Origin of the sequence: Glycomyces tenuis DSM 44171 (assembly GCF_000427885.1) — a bacterium.
Taxonomy (GTDB): Bacteria; Actinomycetota; Actinomycetes; order Mycobacteriales; family Micromonosporaceae; genus Glycomyces; species Glycomyces tenuis.
In genome coordinates, this window is record NZ_ATYW01000010.1 from 110,567 (window position 1) to 130,706 (window position 20,140).

At 71.1% G+C, this 20,140-nt stretch carries 18 protein-coding genes; 5 read left to right on the forward strand and 13 right to left on the reverse strand.

Annotation, left to right across the window (positions count from 1 at the left end; all coding sequences use genetic code 11):
• The first annotated feature begins 70 nt into the window (after positions 1 to 70).
• Complete coding sequence (typA, locus tag YWW_RS0113435) at positions 71 to 1,942, forward strand: translational GTPase TypA (RefSeq protein ID WP_035698694.1); 1,872 nt, start codon at positions 71 to 73, stop codon at positions 1,940 to 1,942.
• A 137-nt stretch (positions 1,943 to 2,079) separates the two neighbouring features.
• On the opposite strand, the gene YWW_RS0113440 is transcribed toward typA, so the two are convergent.
• The 5 genes from YWW_RS0113440 to mraZ form a co-directional block, all read right to left on the reverse strand.
• On the reverse strand, positions 2,080 to 2,991 hold the full coding sequence (locus tag YWW_RS0113440) for a proteasome assembly chaperone family protein (protein ID WP_026930535.1): 912 nt from the start codon (positions 2,989 to 2,991) through the stop codon (positions 2,080 to 2,082).
• Between the two features lie 81 nt (positions 2,992 to 3,072).
• On the reverse strand, positions 3,073 to 5,220 hold the full coding sequence (locus YWW_RS30215; protein WP_155830168.1) for a peptidoglycan D,D-transpeptidase FtsI family protein: 2,148 nt from the start codon (positions 5,218 to 5,220) through the stop codon (positions 3,073 to 3,075).
• Positions 5,221 to 5,223: 3 nt separating this feature from the next.
• On the reverse strand, positions 5,224 to 5,799 hold the full coding sequence (gene ftsL, locus YWW_RS34115) for a cell division protein FtsL (RefSeq protein WP_051325763.1): 576 nt from the start codon (positions 5,797 to 5,799) through the stop codon (positions 5,224 to 5,226).
• A complete protein-coding gene (gene rsmH, locus YWW_RS0113455) occupies positions 5,796 to 6,764 on the reverse strand; it encodes a 16S rRNA (cytosine(1402)-N(4))-methyltransferase RsmH (RefSeq protein WP_026930536.1) in 969 nt (322 codons plus the stop codon). Before rsmH ends, ftsL begins: the two co-directional genes overlap by 4 nt.
• A 15-nt stretch (positions 6,765 to 6,779) precedes the next feature.
• Complete coding sequence (mraZ, locus tag YWW_RS0113460) at positions 6,780 to 7,211, reverse strand: division/cell wall cluster transcriptional repressor MraZ (protein ID WP_026930537.1); 432 nt, start codon at positions 7,209 to 7,211, stop codon at positions 6,780 to 6,782.
• Between the two features lie 612 nt (positions 7,212 to 7,823).
• Here mraZ and YWW_RS0113465 point away from each other — a divergent pair.
• From YWW_RS0113465 to YWW_RS30230, 4 genes are all read left to right on the forward strand, one after another.
• Positions 7,824 to 9,068, forward strand: a complete 1,245-nt coding sequence (locus YWW_RS0113465; protein ID WP_211228553.1) for a Mur ligase family protein — start codon at positions 7,824 to 7,826, stop codon at positions 9,066 to 9,068.
• Positions 9,058 to 9,777: a type 1 glutamine amidotransferase gene (locus YWW_RS0113470; protein ID WP_026930539.1), complete on the forward strand. Its 720-nt coding sequence runs from the start codon at positions 9,058 to 9,060 to the stop codon at positions 9,775 to 9,777. Before YWW_RS0113465 ends, YWW_RS0113470 begins: the two co-directional genes overlap by 11 nt.
• Positions 9,778 to 9,881: 104 nt before the next feature.
• Positions 9,882 to 11,795 (forward strand): beta-galactosidase, encoded by a 1,914-nt coding sequence (locus YWW_RS30225; RefSeq protein ID WP_051325764.1) that lies wholly within the window; start codon positions 9,882 to 9,884, stop codon positions 11,793 to 11,795.
• A 45-nt stretch (positions 11,796 to 11,840) separates the two neighbouring features.
• Positions 11,841 to 13,451 (forward strand): MDR family MFS transporter, encoded by a 1,611-nt coding sequence (locus tag YWW_RS30230; RefSeq protein ID WP_035698691.1) that lies wholly within the window; start codon positions 11,841 to 11,843, stop codon positions 13,449 to 13,451.
• A 4-nt stretch (positions 13,452 to 13,455) separates the two neighbouring features.
• Here the strand turns inward: YWW_RS30230 and YWW_RS30235 are convergent, their stop codons facing one another.
• From YWW_RS30235 to sufD, 8 genes are all read right to left on the reverse strand, one after another.
• Positions 13,456 to 14,967, reverse strand: coding sequence for a serine/threonine-protein kinase (locus tag YWW_RS30235; protein ID WP_051325765.1), 1,512 nt, complete (start codon positions 14,965 to 14,967; stop codon positions 13,456 to 13,458).
• Positions 14,968 to 15,070: 103 nt separating this feature from the next.
• Positions 15,071 to 15,727 (reverse strand): acVLRF1 family peptidyl-tRNA hydrolase, encoded by a 657-nt coding sequence (locus tag YWW_RS0113490; RefSeq protein ID WP_026930540.1) that lies wholly within the window; start codon positions 15,725 to 15,727, stop codon positions 15,071 to 15,073.
• 10 nt (positions 15,728 to 15,737) lie between these two features.
• A complete protein-coding gene (locus tag YWW_RS0113495; RefSeq protein ID WP_026930541.1) occupies positions 15,738 to 16,076 on the reverse strand; it encodes a metal-sulfur cluster assembly factor in 339 nt (112 codons plus the stop codon).
• Positions 16,073 to 16,540, reverse strand: a complete 468-nt coding sequence (gene sufU / locus YWW_RS0113500) for a Fe-S cluster assembly sulfur transfer protein SufU (protein WP_026930542.1) — start codon at positions 16,538 to 16,540, stop codon at positions 16,073 to 16,075. Before sufU ends, YWW_RS0113495 begins: the two co-directional genes overlap by 4 nt.
• Positions 16,540 to 17,823: a cysteine desulfurase gene (locus tag YWW_RS0113505; protein ID WP_026930543.1), complete on the reverse strand. Its 1,284-nt coding sequence runs from the start codon at positions 17,821 to 17,823 to the stop codon at positions 16,540 to 16,542. Before YWW_RS0113505 ends, sufU begins: the two co-directional genes overlap by 1 nt.
• Before the next feature lie 21 nt (positions 17,824 to 17,844).
• Positions 17,845 to 18,606, reverse strand: a complete 762-nt coding sequence (gene sufC / locus YWW_RS0113510; RefSeq protein WP_026930544.1) for a Fe-S cluster assembly ATPase SufC — start codon at positions 18,604 to 18,606, stop codon at positions 17,845 to 17,847.
• 13 nt (positions 18,607 to 18,619) lie between these two features.
• Positions 18,620 to 18,958, reverse strand: coding sequence for a non-heme iron oxygenase ferredoxin subunit (locus tag YWW_RS0113515; RefSeq protein ID WP_026930545.1), 339 nt, complete (start codon positions 18,956 to 18,958; stop codon positions 18,620 to 18,622).
• Complete coding sequence (sufD, locus tag YWW_RS0113520; protein ID WP_026930546.1) at positions 18,955 to 20,139, reverse strand: Fe-S cluster assembly protein SufD; 1,185 nt, start codon at positions 20,137 to 20,139, stop codon at positions 18,955 to 18,957. Before sufD ends, YWW_RS0113515 begins: the two co-directional genes overlap by 4 nt.
• Position 20,140: the final 1 nt, after the last annotated feature.

Below are 20,140 nucleotides of genomic sequence, written 5' to 3' on the forward strand. Positions count from 1 at the left end.
GACGGGCCCGTGTCGGCCGTCACGTGGCCTGACCGCGATTCTTCGGCTCCCTTAGGAGACAATTGGCGTCGTGTCAATACGCTCTGATCTGCGAAACATCGCCATCGTCGCCCACGTCGACCACGGCAAGACCACGCTCGTCGACGCCATGCTGAAGCAGGCCGGGGCGTTCCGCGAGGGCCTCGAAGTCGACGACCGGGTCATGGACTCGATGGACCTCGAGCGCGAGAAGGGCATCACGATCCTCGCGAAGAACACCGCGGTCCACTACGCGAACCCGGCCGACGGCTCGCCGATGGTCATCAACATCATCGACACGCCGGGCCACGCCGACTTCGGCGGCGAAGTCGAGCGCGGCCTGTCCATGGTGGACGCCGTCGTCCTCCTCGTCGACGCCTCGGAGGGCCCCCTCCCGCAGACCCGCTTCGTGCTGCGCAAGGCCCTGGAGGCGCGCCTGCCGGTCATCCTGTGCATCAACAAGACCGACCGGCCCGACGCCCGCATCTCCGAGGTCGTCAACGAGACCTACGACCTGTTCCTCGACCTCGACGCCGACGAGGAGCAGATCGAGTTCCCGATCGTCTACGCCTGCGCCCGCGACGGCGTCGCCTCGCTGACCCAGCCGAAGGACGGCACCGTCCCCGAGGACTCCAACAGCCTGGGGCCGTTCTTCGACACGATCCTCGAGCACGTGCCCGCACCCGTGTTCGAGGAGGGCGCCCCGCTCCAGGCCCACGTCACCAACCTCGACGCCGACAACTTCCTCGGCCGCATCGCGCTGTGCCGCATCGCCAACGGCGAGCTGCGCAAGGGCCAGACCGTGGCCTGGATGCGGCGCGACGGCTCGGTCACGAACGTGCGCATCACCGAGCTCATGATGACCGAGGCGCTCACCCGCAAGCCCGCCGACAAGGCCGGGCCCGGCGACATCTGCGCCATCGCGGGCATCCCCGACATCACCATCGGCGAGACCCTGGCCGACCCCGAGCACCCGGTGGCGCTGCCGCTGATCACCGTCGACGAGCCGGCGATCTCGATGACCATCGGCACCAACACCTCCCCGCTGGTCGGCAAGGGCGGCAAGGGCCACAAGGTCACCGCGCGCCTGGTCAAGGACCGGCTCGACCGGGAGCTGGTCGGCAACGTCTCGCTGCGCGTCCTGCCCACCGAGCGCCCCGACGCCTGGGAGGTCCAGGGCCGCGGCGAGCTGGCCCTGGCGATCCTGGTCGAGCAGATGCGCCGCGAGGGCTTCGAGCTGACCGTCGGCAAGCCCGAGGTGGTCACCAAGGTCATCGACGGCAAGATCCACGAGCCGGTCGAGCGGATGACGATCGACTCCCCCGAGGAGCACCTGGGCGCGATCACGCAGCTCATGGCCTCCCGCAAGGGCCGCATGGAGACGATGACGAACCACGGCTCGGGCTGGATCCGCATGGAGTGGCTGGTGCCCTCCCGCGGCCTGATCGGCTTCCGCACCGAGTTCCTGACGCAGACGAGGGGCACCGGCATCGCGCACTCGATCTTCGAGTCGCACGAGCCGTGGTTCGGCGAGCTGCGCACCCGCAACAACGGCTCCCTGGTGGCCGACCGGGCCGGCGCGGTCACGGCGTTCGCGATGCTCAACCTCCAGGAGCGCGGCACCCTGTTCGTGGGGCCGACCACCGAGGTCTACGAGGGCATGATCGTCGGCGAGAACTCGCGCTCGGACGACATGGACGTGAACATCACCAAGGAGAAGAAGCTCACGAACATGCGTTCGGCCACCTCCGAGGCCACGGAGAACGTCGTGCCGCCGCGCGCGCTGTCGCTGGAGCAGTCGCTGGAGTTCTGCCGCGACGACGAGTGCGTCGAGATCACGCCCGAGACGGTGCGCATCCGCAAGGTCGTGCTCGACCAGAAGGAGCGCGGCCGGGCCGCCGCCCGCGCCAAGCACGCCGGCTAGACGAGACGCGAAAGCGGGCCCGACAGATCGTCTGTCGGGCCCGCTTCCCATTGCGGCTCATTCGTCGTCGCGTCGCCGGCGCTCCGCGAGACCGGGCTCATTCGTCATCGCGTCGCTGGCGCTCCGCGAGGCTGGGCTCATTCATCATCGCGTCGCTGGCGCTCCGCGAGGAAGTGCTCGAACGCGGCGCCGAGCTCGTCGGCGGTGGGCATGCGTCCCTCTTGGAGCATCTCGTCGGCCTCGGCGGCCTCGGTGAACGAGTCGTACTGCTCCTCAAGGGACTTGACGACGTCGGAGACCTCTTCGGACTCGGCGACCTGTTCGGCGATGTCGGCGTCGACGCGCGAGCGGTCCTCCTCGAGCGCCGAGTCGGACGGCAGGTCGAGGCCGGTGGCCTCCCTGATGCCCTCCAGCAGGCGGATCGTGGCCGCCGGGTAGGTCATCTGCATGACGTAGTGGGGCACGTGGACCGACAGCCCGACCGCGTCCCGGCCGGACTCGCCGAGCCGGTACTCCAGCAGGCCCGCGGCGTTGCCGGGCACCGTCACCTCGTTGAACACCGGCCGGTTGTCGAAGACCAGCTCGGGGCGGGTGGCGTGCACGGTCATGCCGAGCGCGCGGGTGTGCGGGACGCCCATCGGGATGCCCTGGAAACCGACGGTCAGCGGCACGTTCCAGTGGTCGATGAGGTCCTCGGTGGCGTCCACGAACCGCTCCCAGGCGAAGTCGGGCTCGGGCCCGGTCAGCAGCAGGAACGGGCGCTCGGAGCGGTCGCGCATGAGGTAGACGACCAGTTGCGGCGCCTCGAAGTCCGACCAGCGGTCGAGGGCGAAGGTCAGGCTCGGGCGGCGGGAGCGGTAGTCGATCAGCTGATCGACGTCGAATGAGGCCACCGGGGTGTGCTCGAATTCGTCGAAGAGGTAGTCGACGACGCCGCGCCCGGCCGAGCCCGCGTCCATGAATCCGTCGAGGAAGTGCAGCAGCACCGCACCCCGCGCCTCGGGAGGGTCGGCGAGGATGTCGCACAATGCCCAAGGGTCAACGTTCAAAATCGGCTCCTTTTCTAGACGCCCTAGCCTAACGCGCGACCCCGGCCTCCCATTCCCGCGAGCGCGAAAGACGGAGCGGGCTCACCCCCACACGTCGAACTCCGGCGGAGGCGTCGTGGCGGGCGGCACCCCGAAGTAGCCCAAGGTGAACTCGTTGATCTCCTTGAACGCCTCGCCGGTGTTCCCGCCGCCTCCCCCGCCGTCGGGCGTGTACACGCTGACGGCCACCACGTACTGCGGGTCCTCGGCCGGGGAGAATCCCACGAAGGAGGCCACGGTGCCCGGCGCGTACCCGCCGTCCTCGGCCAGGCCGCCGGTGCCGGTCTTCCCGGCGAGGTGGTAGTTCTCCAGCTCGGCGTTGCGGCCGGTGCCGGTCTCGTCGGTGATCGGCGCCTGGAGCAGGTACTGGAGGCTCTGCGCGGTCTCCTCGGACATGACGCGGTGCGTCTCGGGCTCGGTCTCGTCCTCGACGACCTCGCCGTCGGCGTCGAGCTTGTGCTCGACCAGCGTCGGCTGCACGTAGACGCCGTCGTTGGCGATCGCGGCGTAGGCGGCGGCCATCTGGATGATCGTGGCGGTGCTCTCGTGGCCGATCGGGATCGAGCCCGGCGAGGTGCCCGACCACAGCTCGGGCGGCTGGAGCATGCCGGGGGCCTCGCCGGCGACGCCGACGCCGGTCGGCTGGCCGAGCCCGAACAGCTGCTGGTACTCGTAGACCTTCTCGGGCCCGAGGCAGTCGGCGAGCTGGATGGTGCCGACGTTCGAGGACTGGGCGATCATCCCGGCCAGGCTCAGCATCGCGCCGCCGTGCTCGTAGGTGTCGGTGTAGTTCGTGCCGCCCAAGTTGACCGACTGGGGCACGTACATGGTGCCGTCGGGCTCGATGCAGCCCTCCTCCAGGGCGGCGGCGAAGATGACGGCCTTGTGGATGGAGCCGGGGTCGACGGTGGCCTGGGTACCGTAGTCGCGGTAGGCCTCCTCGTCGACGTCGAAGGGGTTGGCCGCGTCGTAGGTCGGCGTCGAGGCCATCGCGAGCATCTCGCCGGTGCCGACCTCCATGACCATCGCCGAGCCGAACTCGGCGTCGTGCTCGGTGACGGTCTCCTCCAGGATCCGCTGCACCTGCGACTGGAGGTTGGCGTCGATGGTCAGCTGGATGTCGTTGCCGGGCACGGCCTCTTCCTCGCGGTAGAACGCGCCGGGGATCGGCTGGCCGGACTGGCTGCGCTCGTAGGAGACCTCGCCGTCGGTGCCGCTGAGCCAGTCGTCGTAGGCGGCCTCCAGCCCCACCAGGCCCCGGCCGTCGCCTCCGCCGGTGAAGCCGAGCACGTTGGCGGCCAGGTCGTGCCCGGGCACGACGCGCCGCTCGTCGTCGCCGACGATGAGGCCGGGGTTGTCCATCTCGGCGATCGCGTCGCCGTAGGCGAGGTCGACGCCGCGCTGGAGGTAGGCGAACTGGATCGGCTCGCCCTCCGGGGTCTCCTCGGTGGCGATGAGCGGTTCGAGCTCGGAGGCCGGGCGGCCCAGCAGGGGGGCGAGCTCGGCGGCCAGCACGGCCGGGTCGCCGGTGACGCGGGTGGGGTCGACGGCGATGAAGTTCGCCTTGACCGAGTAGGCCAGCGCGTTGCCGTTGCGGTCGAGGATCGACCCGCGCTCGGCGGGGAGCGGCTCGGTGACCAGGCGCTGGTTGAACGCGTCGGCGGCGTAGGCGGCCGAGTCGGTGACCTGGAGCTGGACGAGCCTGCCGCCGGCGACGAGCAGCAGGATGAGCACCAGTGCCGCGGCGAAGCGGAGCCGCCGCCCGGAGCTGCCGATGCGGGGCAGCTCGCGGATGGGGCGGACCTTCTCGGCGCGCTCCCGGGCGGGGCGCCGCGGGCCGGGCGTGCCGGGGCGACGGGGCGCGGGGCGGCGCCCGGGCGCCTCCTGGCGGGGGCGGGGGATCTCGCGGCTCTCGCGGGTGACGGTGGCGGTCTCGCGCTGGCGGCGCTGGCGGGAGCGCGCGGCGGCCTCGCGGCGGCGCTTCGCCGCGAGGTCCTCGGCCTGCCGTTCGGCCTCGCGGCTGCGAGCACGGCGCGCGGCCTCGCGGTCGCGCGCGCCGTGCTCGCGGGCGCGGTTGTCCTCGTCCTGATCCGAAGCCGCCTCGCGGACGGTGCGTCCGCGAGGCGTGTAACGACGGGCCCTCGAGATCGAGGAGGGGTCGCGCCGTCGGCGGGGGTCGGATGGTTCCACCGGCTACTCTCCGCTCCAGGGGACCTCGAGGGTCGTGCCGTCGTTCAGGTTCAGGTGGATGACCTTCTCGGGCTCGACCATGCCGTACTCGCTCGCCTTGGCCTGCAGGTTGACCGGCGAGTTCAGGTTGCTCAGCTCGCTCTCCAGCTCCTGCTCGGCCTGGTCCAGGTCGGCGGCCTCGGTGCGGAGCTCCTGCAGGTGGTAGGCGTCCTCGTTGATGACCGTGTTCAGCATGAGCAGGCCCACGATCCCGGCGACGACCAGAGCGACGATGCCGCCGACGAAGGCCGGGCGCGGCATCTCGACCGGCTCGGGCTCGGGGGCGGGGCGCTCGGCGGTGCGGGTGCGCTCGGTCGGCTTCGGCCGGGGCAGGGGCTCGGTCCTCCGCTCGGGAGCGGGGGGCGCCTCGACGGGCACGGCCTCGGGCTGGACCGCCAGGGAGCCGTCGACGACCGGAGCCTCGCCGGCCTCGCCGACGAGGGAGCGCCGCCGCGAGGACGCGGCGCGGGCCCGGCGTCGGGCGGCCTTGATGATCTCGTCGGCGTCTGCTCGGGGCCGACGGTAGGGCGCGTTGCTCATGAGTCGCCTCCTTCTCCGGTGGATGCGGCGACCCGCTCGGCGGCGCGCAGTCGCGCGGGCGCCGATCGCGGGTTTCGGTCGAGTTCGGTCTTGGTCGGTTGCTGGGCTTTCCTTGTCAGGAGTCGAAAGGTGGGCTCGGTTCCGGGAAGGTCGACCGGCAGGCCGGCCGGGGTGGTGGAGGCGGCCCGGCGGGCCAGCTCCTGTTTCGCGATGCGGTCCTCCAGGGAGTGGTAGGACATCACCACGACGCGCCCGCCGGGCGCGAGCACGTCGAGCGCGGCCGGCAGTGCCGCCCGCCAGGTGTCGAGTTCGCCGTTGACCTCGATGCGCAGGGCCTGGAAGGTCCGCTTGGCGGGGTTGCCGCCGGTGCGGCGGGCCGCGGCCGGGATCGCGTCGCGCACGAGGTCGGCGAGCTGCCGGCTGGAGGTGATCGGCGCCTTGGCGCGGGCCGCGGCGATGGCCCTCGCGACGCGGGGCGCGAACTTCTCCTCGCCGTAGTCGCGCAGGATGCGCACGAGCTCGCCCACCTCGTAGGCGTTGACGACGGTCTCGGCGGTGAGGCGGTCGTCGGGGTTCATGCGCATGTCCAGCGGGGCGTCCCGGGCGTAGGCGAAGCCGCGCTCGGGACGGTCGAGCTGCATCGAGGAGACGCCGAGGTCGAACAGGATCACGTCGGCGCGCTCGCGGCCGTGCTCGGCGAGCACCTCGGGGATCGCGTCGTAGACGGCGCGGGCCGCGATGAAGCGGTCCCCGAAGCCGGCCAGGCGCTCGGAGGCGAGTTCGAGCGCGGTCGGGTCGCGGTCGACGCCGATGACCGTGAGGTCGGGGTGGGCTTTCAGGAGCGCCTCGGTGTGGCCGCCGGCGCCGAGGGTGGCGTCGACGGCCAGCGCGCCGGGCCGCGAAGCGGCGGGCGCGAGGTAGTCGAGCACCTCGTCGAGCATGACGGGCACGTGCGGTGCGTTCATGTCGCTCACCTCCTCTCACAGTCCTTCGGGCAGGTCGCCCTCTTCGATGTCGGCGAAGGCCTCTTCAGAGGCCTCCAGGTAGGCGTCCCAGGTCTCGGCGTTCCAGATCTCGACCCGGTTCGAGGCGCCGATGACGACCAGCTCGCGGTCGAGACCGGCGTATTCGCGCAGCCGGGGCGGGATCGTCACGCGACCCTGCCTGTCGGGGACCTCGTCGTGGGCCGAGGCGAAGAACACCCGGTTGTAGGCGCGGGCGGTCTTGCTCGACATGGGCGCGGCCTGGAGCGCGTCGGCCAGGCGGGCGAACTCCTCTTCGGGGAAGACGTAGAGGCACCGCTCCTGGCCCTTCGTGATCACCACCCCCTCCGCGAGCGCTTCCCTGAATTTCGCGGGAAGGATGACGCGGCCCTTGTCGTCCAGGCGCGGATTGTGGGTGCCGAGGAACATCGGCACCACCCCCCGTGACTCTCAGGCTGCGCGGCCTCCCATGCCGCGTCGGCGGGAGCCCCGTCCCGCCAATGCGCCCCACCATACTCCACTTCCCCCCACCGTTGGGGGTTGTTTAGTGCCGACATCTGTGATTCGGATGGTGAAGGCGCAGCTCAGTATCGGTGGAGGAGAGTGGAGTGACGGATGGGCTACAGCGGCCCCGGATGCTAGATTCATTCACTATTCACCCGGTAGGGGCACCAAGGCCCGCAAGCGAAGCGGAGAACGCGCAGTCGGACCGGCACGCTCGGCGAGCAATATGGACACGTTCGGCGACGGCGCCGCTACGGATCACGCCGCCGGGGAGCGACCACAGTGTCCTCCGACGGGACCGCGGCGGAGGGGAGGCTCGGCCGCCCGGCTCCCGAGCGCGGCGGCGCGGCCGCCTCGGGGCGAGCCGCCGGACGCCTCGCCCGGCTCCGCCGCCGGTGGCCTCCCATCCGCTCGCCGCGGTCCCCGCCGCAGCGCAACCGGCCTCACGCTCCCCTCCCGCTCGGCACGGGCGCAGGCGACCGTGTGACAAACTCTTCTGATAGTCGTCGAGTCCGATCAAGTGGAAAGCGAGCCCGCATGAGCGCGAATCTGCCACCACGCGCGAAATTCGCCACCGCACTGCTACGGACCGCGGCCGCGCTGTCGCGGGCGACCGGGAGGGGCGACGGCTCCGTCATCGGCGGGCGCGTGGGGCTGATAGTCGAGCCCAGACTCCTCGAACTGCTCGCGGACGGCCGGCACGTCGTCCTCATCTCGGGCACCAACGGCAAGACCACCACCACCCGCTTCACCACCGCGGCCCTGGAGGCCATCGGGAAGGTGGCGACGAACTCCTTCGGCGCGAACATGCCCACCGGGCACACCACCGCGCTCGCCAAAGCGCCCAAGGCCACCTACGCCGCCCTCGAATGCGACGAGCACTACCTCGGACAGCTGCTCGACGCGGCGCACCCGAAGGTGGTGGCGCTGCTCAACCTCTCGCGCGACCAGCTCGACCGGGCCATGGAGGTGACCGCTCTGGCGGCGAAGTGGCGCCAGACCCTCCAGGTCTCGGCCGGTCAGACGACCGTCGTCGCCAACGCCGACGACCCGCTCATCGTGTGGGCGGCCTCGGTCTGCGAGCGCGTCGTGTGGGTGGCGGCCGGGCAGAACTGGACGGCCGACTCGGCGATCTGCCCCAACTGCGGCTCGCACCTCGACCGCTTCGGCGAGTTCTGGCGCTGCACCAACTGCGGCCTGAACCGGCCCTCCCCGCAGTGGTCGGTGGCCCACACCGGCGAGGCCGTCGTCGGCCCCGACGGGCGCCGCTACGAGCTCAACCTCCAGCTGCCGGGCCGGGTGAACCGGGCCAACGCCGCGACCGCGCTGGCGATCGCGAGCCTGTTCGGGGTCGAGCCGGCCCAGGCCGCGCCGCGGCTCGCCGAGGTGGCCTCGGTGGCCGGGCGCTACGCGAAGGTCGAGCGCGACGGGCGGCAGCTGCGCCTGCTGCTGGCGAAGAACCCCGCCGGCTGGCTCGAGTCGTTCGACATGATCGAGAAGGATCCGCCGGTGGTGCTCTCGCTCAACGCCCGCGAGGTCGACGGCTTCGACACCTCGTGGATCTACGACGTCGACTTCACCTCGCTGGCCGGGCGCAAGGTCGTCGTCACCGGCGACCGGCGCACGGACCTGGCCGTCCGATTGGAGGTCGACCGGGTCGACTACATCGTCGTCGACGACATCAGGGCGGCGATCGCGGCCGTGGCCCCGGGCCCGGTCGAGGTCGTCGCGAACTACACGGCGTTCCAAGACATCAGGGCGGAGTTCAATCGTGTCAATTAGCACCCTGCGCATCGTCTGGCTCTACCCCGACCTCCTGTCGACCTACGGCGACCGGGGCAACCTGCTGGTGCTGGCGCACCGGGCGCGGGCCCGGGGCATCGACGTCGAGCCGATGCAGATCCGCTCGGACCAGCACGTCCCCCACGGCGCCGACCTCTACCTCATCGGCGGCGGCGAGGACGGCCCGCAGGCGGTGGCGGCCGAGCGGCTGCTCGACGACGGCGCGCTCGGCAAGGCCGCCGAGGCCGGCAAGCCGGTCCTGGCGATCTGCGCGGGCTACCAGCTGCTCGGCGAGTCGTTCTACGCCAACGGACGCTGCTATCCGGGCCTGGGGATCCTCGATCTGCGCTCGGACCGCGGCGAGAGCCGCGCGGTGGGCGAGATCGCCGGCGAGGGGGCGCCGCAGCTGGGCATCGGCCCGATCACCGGCTTCGAGAACCACGGCGGGCGCACCCACCTCGGCGAGGCCGTGCAGCCGCTGGCGCGCGTCAGCGCGGGCATCGGCAACGACGGCGCCACCGAGGGCGCCTGGGCCGGGCACGTCATCGGCACCTACATGCACGGGCCGGCGCTGGCGCGCAATCCGAGGCTGGCCGACCTGCTGCTGTCGTGGGCGGTGGGCGTCGCCCCGGCCTCGCTGCCGCCGATCGACGACACCTGGCCCGAGCGGCTGCGCTCGGAGCGGTTCGCGGCGCTCACCCCCGAATGAGCGCCCGGGGCTCACAGGCCGGGAACCGGTTGGCCGAGTCCCCTGAAGCGAGTTAGTTTTGTCAGACAACTAACTCACACCCCGCTTGTCGAGAGGACACCCTCATGCACTGGCCCAAAGGCGTCGACGGACTCTGCTACGGCGGCGACTACAACCCCGAGCAGTGGCCCGAGGAGGTGTGGGACGACGACGTGGCGCTCATGCGCGAAGCGGGGGTCAACCTCGTCAGCGTCGGCATCTTCTCGTGGTCCAGGCTCGAGCCGAAGGAGGGCGAGTACGACTTCGGCTGGCTCGACCGCGTCCTCGACAAGCTCCACGAGGGCGGCGTCGGCGTCGCCCTCGCCACCCCGACCGCGTCCCCGCCGCCGTGGTTCACCCTCGCGCACCCCGACGCGCTGAACATGCGCCCCGACGGGACGCTCCAGGTCCACGGCTCGCGCGACACCTACGACGTCCACGCCCCCGCCTACCGGGAGGCGAGCCTCAGGATCGCCAAGAAGCTCGCCGAGCGCTACGCCGATCACCCGGCCCTGGCGATGTGGCACGTGCACAACGAGTACGGCTCCACCAGCCACTCGGCGCACGCCGAGCAGGCCTTCCGCGACTGGCTCCGGCACAAGTACGGGACGCTGGAGGCCCTCAACGCGGCGTGGTGGGGCTCGTTCTGGTCCCAGGCGTACTCCGAGTGGGAGCAGATCCTCGCTCCGCGCGCCACCCAGTACCTCACCAACCCCGCCCACGAACTCGACTTCAAGCGCTTCACCTCCGACGCCCTGCTCGAGCACTTCCGTGCGCAGCGCGACCTCCTGCACGAGGCGAACCCGGAGGTCCCCGTCACCACGAACTACGTCTTCGGCCAGTGGGTCCCGGTCGACCAGTGGGCATGGTCGAAGGAGGTCGACCTCGTCGCCTTCGACTCCTATCCCGGCGACGCGGACGAGACCGCCGAGCGGCAGAGCGCCCTCCACGCCGACCTGTCCCGCTCCTGGGCGGGAGGCGAGCCGTGGCTGCTCATGGAGCAGGCCGCGGCCAGCGTCCACAGCCCCGACGGCTCGATCGCCAAGGGCCCGGGCCGCATGGCCCGCCACTCGATGATCCACATCAGCCGCGGCTCCAAGGGCGCCATGTTCTTCCAGTGGCGAAGCGGGCGCGGCGGCGCCGAGCAGTGGCATTCGGCGCTGGTCCCCCACGCCGGCAAGGACACCCGCATGTTCCGCGAGGTCGTCGAGCTCGGCAACGCGCTCCCGGGCCTCGCCGAGACCGCGGAGGCGCCCGTCGAGACCGACGTGGCGATCCTGTGGAGCCCGGAGTCCTGGTGGGCCACGGGCGGCCACGCCTCGCTGCCGGCCCGCATCGACTACTTCGAGAACGTCGCCCAGATCCACCGGGTGCTGCGCGACCGCGGCGTGACCGTCGACTTCGTCGCCCCCGAGGGCGAGCTCGGCAAGTACAGCACCGTGATCGCCCCCTCCACCTACGTGCTCAGCGGGGCCGCCGCCGAGAACCTCCGCTGGTTCACCGCCGGCGGCGGGCGCCTGGTCGCCTCCTACCTCACCGGCGCGGTCGACGAGCACTGCCAGATCTGGCTCGGGGGCTTCCTCGGCGGGCTCACCGACCTGTTCGGCATCCGCGTCCTGGAGCACCTCCCCCAGCCGGCCGGCGAGACGCGGGCGCTGTGGAACTTCGGCGCCGCCGAGCGCTTCTGCGAACTGGTCGAGCTGCGCGGCGCCCAGTGCGTCACCCAGTACGCCACCGGCGAGGTCATCGAGAACCAGCCGGCCGTCACCGTCAACCCCTTCGGGGAGGGCGAGGCCTGGTACGTCTCGTGCAAGCTCGTCGACGAGGCCTGGGACCGCCTGTTCGAGGCGCTCGAACTGAACGGGCCCGGGCTGCCCGGCGTCGACGTCGTCGACCGCGGCCCGTGGCGCTTCATCGTCAACCACACCGAGGCCGAGGCGCAGGTCGGCCACGTCATCGTCCCGGCCGGGGCGTGGACGGTCGACAAGCGGTCCGAATAGCCGTTTCGGCACCTCGGGTGCGGGACGGGTCATACGCTCGCGTCTATGGGCGGTGACACGGACCGGGCCGGGGAGGCGCTGAGCCGCCGGGAGCTGTTCACGCTCTTCGGCGCGCTCATGCTCACGATGCTGCTGGCCTCGCTGGACCAGACCATCGTGGGCACGGCCCTGCCCACGATCGTGGGCGATCTGGAGGGCATGAGCGACTACACGTGGGTCGTCACCGCCTACCTCATCGCCACCACCGCCTCGACCCCGCTGTACGGCAAGATGAGCGACCTGTACGGCAGGCGGCCGATCATCCTGCTCGCGATCACGGTGTTCCTGCTGGCCTCGGCGCTGGCCGGCCTGGCGCAGAACATGCTCCAGCTGGTCCTCTTCCGCGGTCTCCAGGGCCTGGGCGCGGGCGGGCTGATGACGCTGGCGTTCACCATCGTCTCCGACGTGCTGCCGCCCCGGGAGCGGGGGAAGTACCAGGGCCTGTTCGGCGGGGTGTTCGCGATCTCGTCGGTGGCCGGGCCGGTGCTCGGCGGGTGGCTCGCCGAGGTGGACTGGCGCTGGATCTTCTACATCAACCTCCCGACCGGTCTGGCCGCGCTCATCGCGGTCGACCTGGTGCTGCGCCGCCACCGGATTCCGACCCGCAGCCACAGGATCGACTACCTCGGCGCGGCCTGCCTCGTCCCGGCGGTGGTCTGCCTGCTGCTGGCGACCACGTGGGGCGGGCAGACGTACCCGTGGACCTCGGGCGTGATCATCGGCCTGTTCACCGCCGCGGCGACCCTGGCGGCCGTGTTCCTGTACGTGGAGACCCGCGCCGAGGAGCCGATCCTGCCGCTGCGGATGTTCCGCCACGGCACGTTCAGCCTCGCCGCGGCGATCGCGCTCGTCTTCGGTGTCGCGATGTTCTCCGGAATCGTCTACATCCCGCTGTTCTTCCAGATGGTGCGCGGCTACACGCCGACGAACTCCGGGCTGCTCATGCTGCCGATGATGGGCGGGATGCTGCTGACGTCGGTGTCGTCGGGGTTCATCATCTCGAAGCTCGGGCGCTACAAGTGGTTCCTGGTGGCCGGGTCCGTCGTCACCACGGCCGGGCTGGTCATGTTCACGCAGCTGCACCTGGACACGCCGCTGTGGCTGAGCGCGGTCTACATGCTCGTCCTCGGCGCGGGCATGGGCATGTTCATGCAGCCGCTGGTGCTCGCCATGCAGAACATCGTCTCGGTCGAGGACCTGGGCGCGGGGACCTCGACCAACAACTTCTCCCGGTCGCTCGGCGGGGCCATCGGCACCGCGCTGCTCGGGGCGGTCATGAACCACCGGCTCGGCGAGGAGTTGGAGGCGAACCTGCCGGGTGCGGTCGCCCAGCTGGATCCGGAGCAGGCGCAGCGTCTCGGCGAGTCCGATCTGTCGTCCGTGATGGAGTCGCCGACGGTGGTGCAGGGCCTGCCCGAGCCGATCAAGGAGGTCGTGCAGCTCGCCTTCACCGACGGCCTGGACCTGGTGTTCACGGTGGCCGCCTCCATCGCCGCCGTCTCGATCGTCATGACGCTGTTCCTGCCGGACCTGGAGCTGCGCGGGGCGGCGCCCGCGGAGGCCCGCGAGGACCCCGACGCGCGGGCCGCCGAGATCAAGTGCGAGACCTCGCCGTGACCGCTCACGGGCAGCCTTCGCCCCCCGGGTCGAAGACCTCCAGCGATATCGTCTCGCTCGTGTCTGCCGCCGTTCCGGCCGCCGGGTTCTGGGACACGACCTCGCACTGCTCGGGGAACGGCGAGTAGAAGTACGGGTTGGGCATCCAGTAGTCGAGGTCGTCGTAGCCGGCGGCCGCGAGTTCGGAGCGGGCGTCGCCTGAGGACTGGCCGACGACGTCGGGGACCGTGGACTGGGGCTCGTCCTCCTCGGTGGGCTGCCCGGCGTCGCCGTCATCACCGCTGTCGCCACCACCGCCGTCCTGGCCTCCGGTGTCCTCGCCGCCGCCGTCCTGGCCGCCGGTGTCCTGGCCGGTGCCGCCGCTCGCCTCGGTGGTCGCCGCGTCCTCGGGGCTCGGGGATTCGGTCGGCGAGGCCGTGTCCTCCTCCGGTTCGCTCGCCGTGGCCCCCTCGGCCGCGTCGGCGGTCGTCTCGGACCCGGCGCCGTCGGTGTCGTCACCGCGGTCCCAGGGCGCCCAGACCAGGGTCGTCATCAGCAGCACGACCACGGCCGCCGTGGCGGCGGCGAACGCGATCCTCCACGCCCACAGGCGCTGCGGGCGCTCGGGCGGCGGCTGCTCGGCGGTGGCGATCAGGTCCTGGTTCGGCGGCCTGAACGGCGGCACCGTCTGCTTCGGAGGGAGCGGAGCGGTCTCCCGGTCGCTGGGCGCCGTCCGGCACGCCTCGGCGAACGCCGTGGCGGAGGCCCAGCGGTCGGCGGGCTCCTTGGCGAGGGCCTTGAGGATCACGGCGGCGGTCTCCTCGGGAACGCCGTCGATCGGGGGCGGCTCGGTGCTCAGGTGCCCGGCGACGACGGTCTTCGGGTCGGCGGCGTCGAAGGGCGGGCGCCCGGTGAGGCACTCGTAGGCGACCGCTCCCAGCGCGTAGACGTCGGTGGCGGCGGTGACCTCGCCGGGGCCGAGCTGCTCGGGTGCGGCGTAGGTGAGGGTGCCGAGGGAGACGCCGGTGGAGGTCAGCGCGGTGGCGCCGCTGATCTGGGCGACGCCGAAGTCGACGAGTTTGACGGCGCCGTCCCCGTCGATGAGGATGTTCGCGGGTTTGATGTCGCGGTGGACGATGCCCTGCCGGTGGGCGACGTCGAGCGCGGCGGCCACCGCCGCGACGAGGTCGAGCGTCCGTCCGGCGGACAGGCTTCCTTCGCGGTCCAGGACCGCCGACAGCGATTCGCCCTCGACGAGCTCCATGACGAGGTAGGCCACGCTGTCGTCCCCGACGGTGTCCTCGCCGTGGTCGTGGACGGCGACGATGCCGGGGCCCTTCAGCTTCGCGGCGGCCCTGGCCTCGCGCTCGAACCGCGCCCGCGCGCGTGCGCCGTCCTCGAACACGGAGTTCTTGAGGAGTTTGACGGCCACCGGGCGGTCGAGGCGGGTGTCGTGGGCCCGCCACACGGCGCCCATTGCGCCGGTCGCGATGAGGCTGTCGAGTCGGTAGCGGTTCGCGATGACGGTCTCGGACACTCGGCATCCTTGCGGTCGGCACTGGAGACGGCACTGGGGCGGCGCTGAACTGGAGGGTTCCTAGCAGTTTAACGGCCCCGGTCCCGCCCCGAATCCGCCCCCGTCAGTCGGGGATGTGGACGGTGAAGCCGATCGCCCGGTGGGCCGTCGCCTGCAGGAGGGCCTGCTTCGGCTCGGCGATGTCACCGAAATGGACGGACGGCGTGAGGTGCCGCAGTCGCGGGTCGTCGAGGATCGCGTCCACCACTCCCCCGGTGACCAGGGCGTCGAGGTCGGCGTTCGCGAGCACCGCCGCCGCCGCTTCGGCGGCCCGTTTGCCCGCCGCCTTCGCCTGGCCTTCGCGGCGGCGCGCGAAGCGCTGCTGGGACTGGCCTCCGGCCTTCGTCTTGCCCTGGACGTAGGCGGTGTCGGTCTTGGAGGACTCGATGCGGCCGCCCGCGACGACGCCGACCGAGTAGGCGCCCTTGCGCGCCAGCAGGACGCCGAGGCGGCGCGGTTCGAGGGCGCGGTCGCGCAGGCGTTCGGCGGCCTTGACCGGATCGTCGTCGAGGAGCCACTCGGGGGGTATGCCGGAGGCGAGCGCCCAGCGGACGCTCGCCTCGGCTCCGTCGTTCGATTCGATCGTCCAGGCCTCGCCGTCGGCGCGGTGGGCGGCGATGCCGCCGTTGCGTTCGGCGAAGCGCTCGACCCACCGGGGAAGGCGCTCGGGTTCGACCTCGACGAGTCTGCCGCCGCCCGGCGCGGGGCGGACCTTGGTCATCGGACCGCCGTCAGACGTTGAAGCCGAGCGCGCGCAGCTGGTCGCGGCCCTCGTCGGTGATCTTGTCCGGGCCCCACGGCGGGATCCACACCCAGTTGATGCGGATGTCCGAGACCAGGCCGCCCTCGGCCCCGCCGGTGAGCGCCGAGCGGGACTGGTCCTCGATGACGTCGGTGAGCGGGCAGGCCGCCGAGGTGAGCGTCATGTCGAGCGTGGCGACGTTCTCCTCGTCCACGTGGACGCCGTAGATCAGGCCCAGGTCGACGACGTTGATGCCGAGCTCGGGGTCGACGACGTCCTTCATCGCCTCGAGGATGTCCTCCTCTTTGGCCTTCGTTGCCTCGGTCATTGCTCGCTTCCCCCTCCGGAGGTCGGTATGGCGGCTTCAGCCCGGACCAGCGCGTCCTTGAACGCCATCCAGCCCAGCAGCGCGCACTTGACGCGCATGGGGTACTTCGAGACCCCGGAGAACGCGACGGCGTCCTCGAGGGTCTCCTCGTCGCCCTCCTCTCGGCCCTTGGAGTTCATCAGCTCGGTGAACTCGCCGAGGCGCTTGAGCGCGTCCTCGACCGAGGCGCCCTTGACCAGCTCGTACAGGACCGACGCGGAGGCCTTGGAGATCGAGCAGCCCGCGTTCTCGTAGGAGACGTCGGCGACGGTGTCGCCCTCGACGTGGACACGCAGGGTGATCTCGTCGCCGCAGGTCGGGTTGACCTGGTGCGACTCGCCCTCGTAGGGCTCGCGCAGGCCCACGCCGCGGGGCCGCTTGTAGTGGTCGAGGATGACTTCCTGGTACAGCTCGTCGAGATCCATCAGGCGAACACCTTTCGTACCTGCTCCAACGCCGACACCAGGCGGTCTATTTCCTCGGTCGTCGTGTAGACGTACGCCGAGGCGCGGGTGGTGGCGGTGACGCCGAAGCGGACGCAGGTCGGTTTGGCGCAGTGGTGGCCGACGCGGACGGCGATGCCCTCGGAGTCGAGGACCTGCCCGACGTCGTGCGGGTGGACGCCGTCGAGCTCGAACGAGACCGTCGAGGCGCGGCCGATGGGGACGCGCGGGCCGATCACGGTCAGCCCGTCGACGGTCTCCAGCCGCTCGAGCATGTAGGCGGCGAGTTCCTTCTCGTGGGCGCGGACGTTGTCCATGCCGAGCGAGGAGAGGTAGTCGACGGCGGCGGCGAGGCCCACGGCCTCGGCGACCGGCGGCGTGCCGGCCTCGAACTTCGCCGGTGCCTTCGCGAAGGTGGTGCGCTCCATGGTGACGGTCTCGATCATCGAGCCGCCGGTCAGGAACGGCGGCATGGCGTCGAGCAGTTCGGCCTTCGCCCACAGGACGCCGATGCCGGTGGGGCCGAGCATCTTGTGGCCGGTGAAGACGATGAAGTCGACGCCCAGCTCGGTCACGTCGACCGGGATGTGCGGCACGGCCTGCGAGGAGTCGAGCCCGACCAGGGCGCCGACCTCCTTGGCGCGGGCGACGATCTGCGAGGTCGGGTTCACCGTGCCCAGCAGGTTCGCGACGTGGACGAAGGAGACGACCTTGGTGCGCTCGTTGACGACCTCGTCGAGGTGGGCGAGGTCGAGCCGGCCGGTGTCGGTGATGCCGATCCAGCGGAGCGTGGCGCCGGTGCGCAGGCACAGCTGCTGCCAGGGCACGAGGTTGGCGTGGTGCTCCATCTCGGTCACCACGACCTCGTCGCCCGGCCCCAGCCGGAAGCGCGGGTCGGCGCCGCGCTCGACAGTGCCGTTCTGGACGCTGGCGTTCTGGAAGGCGTAGGCGACCAGGTTGATCGACTCGGTGGAGTTCTTGGTGAAGACCACCTCGTCGTGGCTGATCGCGCCGATGAAGTTCGCGACCTTGGCCCGCGCGCCCTCGTAGGCTTCGGTGGCCTCGGAGGCGAGGGTGTGGACCGAACGTGAGATGTTCGCGTTCGAGTGGTCGGTGAACCGCCGCATCGCGTCGGTCACCTGGACGGGCTTCTGCGACGTGGCCGCCGAGTCGAGGTAGGCGAGCGGTTTGTCCCCGATCTTGCGCTGCAGGATCGGGAAGTCGGCTCGGATCGACTCGACGTCGAGCTTGCTTGCAGCCTCCACTGGGCTCCTTCTTCCTGGGCTCTAGGCGGCCTTCGCGCCGACGTAGGACTCGTAGCCCTCGGCCTCGAGCTTGTCGGCGAGTTCGGGGCCGCCCTCCTCGGCGATCCGGCCGTCGACGAAGACGTGGACGAAGTCGGGCTTCACGTACCGCAGGATGCGGGTGTAGTGCGTGATGAGCAGGACGCCGCAGTCGGTGGTCTCCTTGGCGTGGTTGATGCCCTCGGAGACGACGCGCAGGGCGTCGACGTCGAGCCCGGAGTCGGTCTCGTCGAGGATCGCCATCTTGGGCTTGAGCAGCTCCATCTGGACGATCTCGTGGCGCTTCTTCTCGCCGCCGGAGAAGCCCTCGTTGACGTTGCGGTTGATGAACGCCTCGTCCATCTTCAGCCCGCTCATGGCGCCCTTGAGGTCCTTCATCCAGGTGCGGAGCTTCGGGGCCTCGCCGTCGATGGCGGTCTTGGCGGTGCGCAGGAAGTTCGAGACGCTCACGCCGGGCACCTCGACCGGGTACTGCATGGCCAGGAACAGGCCGGCGCGGGCGCGCTCGTCGACGCTCATCTCCAGGACGTTCTCGCCGTCGAGCAGGGCGGTGCCGCCGGTGACCTCGTACTTCGGGTGCCCGGCCAGCGAGTAGGCGAGCGTGGACTTGCCCGAGCCGTTGGGGCCCATGATGGCGTGGGTCTCGCCGGAGTCGATGGTGAGGTCGACGCCGTGCAGGATCGGCTTGGCGCCTTCGTCGGTGTTGACCGAGACTTGCAGGTCGTGGATCTCGAGCTTGCTCATCAGTGGTTTCCTCTTAGGCTTCTTCGGTGGTCTTGGGTTTCAGGCTGAGGTAGACGTCGCCGTCGCGGACTTCGACGGGGTAGCTCGCCACCGGTGCGGTGGCGGGCGGCCCGGTCGGCTTGCCGGTGCGCAGGTCGAACATCGACCCGTGCAGCCAGCACTCCAGTGTGCAGTCCTCGACGTCGCCCTCCGAGAGCGCCACGGCGGCGTGGGAGCACTCGTCGTAGAGGGCGAACACCTCTTCGGCCTTGCGCACGAGCACGATCGACGTGCCGTGGATGTCGGCGGCGACGGCCTCCGACTCGGGCAGCTCGTCGAGCGCGCAGACGCGCAGGAAGTCGGCGTCGGTCATGAGGCGACCGCCTCACCGGCGTCCAACCTGGCGACGATGGTCTCGTTGAGTTCCTCGCGCAGCTCCTCGGACGGGATCTTCTGGACGATCTCGTTGAAGAAGCCCTTGACGACCAGGCGGCGGGCCTCGTCCTCGGGGATGCCCCTCGACTGGAGGTAGAACAGGTGCTCCTCGTCGAAGCGGCCGGTGGTCGAGGCGTGGCCGGCGCCGACGATCTCGCCGGTCTCGATCTCGAGGTTGGGCACCGAGTCGGCGCGGGCGCCGTCGGAGAGCACGAGGTTCCGGTTGATCTCGTAGGTGTCGGTGCCGGTGGCCGCGTCCTGGATGAGGACGTCGCCGACCCAGACGGTGTGGGCGGTCTCGCCTTGGAGGGCGCCGCGGTAGTTGACGTTCGAGCGGCAGTCGGGCACCGAGTGGTCGACCAGCTGGCGGTGCTCGATGTGCTGCCCGGTGTCGGCGAAGTACAGGCCGTAGGCGTCGACGGAGCCGCCGCGCCCGGCGTAGTCGACCGACAGGAACTGGCGGACCAGGTCGCCCCCGAGGCTGACGGCGATGTGGTCGAGCTTCGCGTCGGCGCCGAGGCGGGCCTTCTGGTGCTCGACCTGGACCGAGTCGCGGTCCCATTCGGCGACGGAGACCATGCGCAGGTGCGCGCCGTCGCCGACGGCGATCTCGATGTTGTCGCCCAGGCGCGCCGCGCCGGTGTGCCGCAGGATCACGGTGACGTCGGCGTGGTGGCCGATCTCGATGAAGGTGTGGGCCCAGGAGGCGCCGTCGAGGCCGCCGCCGGTCACGTCGATCCAGAGCGGCTCGGCGATCTCGGCCTCGGCTTCGACGGTGACGACCAGGGCCTTGCCGCTCTTCGCCCAGGCGACGGCGCTGGGCCGGTCGAAGGGCTTGAGGATCGAGCCCGGACGCGGGTCGCTCTTGTCGACCGTCTCGACTTCGACGCCGGCGGGCAGCTCGCGCGCGGTGTACTCGACGGGCCCCGCCGCGCGGGCGGTGTCGGCGTCGTCGAGGCCGGCGAGGCGCTTGATCGGCGTGAACCGCCAGTCCTCCTCACGGCCCGTCAGGGCCGGGAAGTCGGCGGGATCGAACGAGCGCAGCAGCTGCGACTTCGTCTTGGGCGGCGCCTCGCCCGCTCCGTGGGTGTGCGGGCGCGATGCGACTTCGATGCTCATC

Coding starts and splice junctions, on each gene's coding strand:
- sufD (WP_026930546.1), bottom strand. CDS start 20,139: ATGAGCATCGAAGTCGCATCGCGCCCGCACACCCACGGAGCGGGCGAG.
- rsmH (WP_026930536.1), bottom strand. CDS start 6,764: ATGAACGCACCGCACGTGCCCGTCATGCTCGACGAGGTGCTCGACTAC.
- mraZ (WP_026930537.1), bottom strand. CDS start 7,211: ATGTTCCTCGGCACCCACAATCCGCGCCTGGACGACAAGGGCCGCGTC.
- ftsL (WP_051325763.1), bottom strand. CDS start 5,799: ATGAGCAACGCGCCCTACCGTCGGCCCCGAGCAGACGCCGACGAGATC.
- YWW_RS0113515 (WP_026930545.1), bottom strand. CDS start 18,958: ATGACCGACGCCGACTTCCTGCGCGTCTGCGCGCTCGACGAGCTGCCC.
- YWW_RS0113495 (WP_026930541.1), bottom strand. CDS start 16,076: ATGACCGAGGCAACGAAGGCCAAAGAGGAGGACATCCTCGAGGCGATG.
- YWW_RS30225 (WP_051325764.1), top strand. CDS start 9,882: ATGCACTGGCCCAAAGGCGTCGACGGACTCTGCTACGGCGGCGACTAC.
- YWW_RS0113490 (WP_026930540.1), bottom strand. CDS start 15,727: ATGACCAAGGTCCGCCCCGCGCCGGGCGGCGGCAGACTCGTCGAGGTC.
- sufU (WP_026930542.1), bottom strand. CDS start 16,540: ATGGATCTCGACGAGCTGTACCAGGAAGTCATCCTCGACCACTACAAG.
- YWW_RS0113465 (WP_211228553.1), top strand. CDS start 7,824: ATGAGCGCGAATCTGCCACCACGCGCGAAATTCGCCACCGCACTGCTA.
- YWW_RS30230 (WP_035698691.1), top strand. CDS start 11,841: ATGGGCGGTGACACGGACCGGGCCGGGGAGGCGCTGAGCCGCCGGGAG.
- sufC (WP_026930544.1), bottom strand. CDS start 18,606: ATGAGCAAGCTCGAGATCCACGACCTGCAAGTCTCGGTCAACACCGAC.